1 pseudogene is annotated in these 598 nt (G+C 56.9%); it reads right to left on the bottom strand.

What is annotated here, in order from left to right:
• Positions 1–230: 230 nt before the first annotated feature.
• Positions 231–598 (bottom strand): annotated as a pseudogene (locus AC27E8_RS00110) (hypothetical protein); the annotation flags it as partial.

The raw sequence follows: 598 nt of genomic DNA, 5'->3' as shown, positions 1-598 counted from the left end.
CAATCGCAGCTGAAGCAATGCCACTCAGTGTGCGTTTCAAGTCCCCTTGTTGATCACCCATCCCTTTCCTTCCCTTACGTTGGACATGCCTATCCCCATGCGCCTTCGCATCCTCTCCCAAATCCTGATCTTGACGCATGCTTGCAAGCAGCAAGCTTGCAACGTCCTTGCTAGTGACGCGCAAGCTTGCTGAAAGCTTTCTATCGTCATCCTTTTCAAGTCCAAAAACGTCAGGAAGTTCGTTCCTGTTTCCGACCGGTGAGAAGGCCTTGAATCACGTGGTCGTAGCCGTGTTTGCGCAGGAATTCGAGAATCGCCGCCTCCAGAATCTCGCGCTGCGACATGCGCCATGCCTGACTTGCGGCTCGGAGCAAGCGGTCAAGCTCCACCGATAGATGCAGGCTTTTCACCACCGAAAGCCCTGGGATGGTGTAGCGCGGCACGTCCGTAGTCCCCTGCTCCGTGTGCAAGAGCAGCCGCTCCAGCTTCGCCCGATGCTTCACCAGCATCCCCAGGATCTCGAGCGCGTCCCCAAGCGGAAGAGAAGTCGATTCGCTCTCATTCGACACCACCTGCCGAGCGTTGTCGGATTCCTCCG

It is taken from the genome of Alicyclobacillus sp. CIJ1 (genome assembly GCF_057538885.1).
The sequence above is the reverse complement of the archived record's forward strand: the minus strand, read 5'-3'. Positions and strand labels throughout refer to the sequence as shown.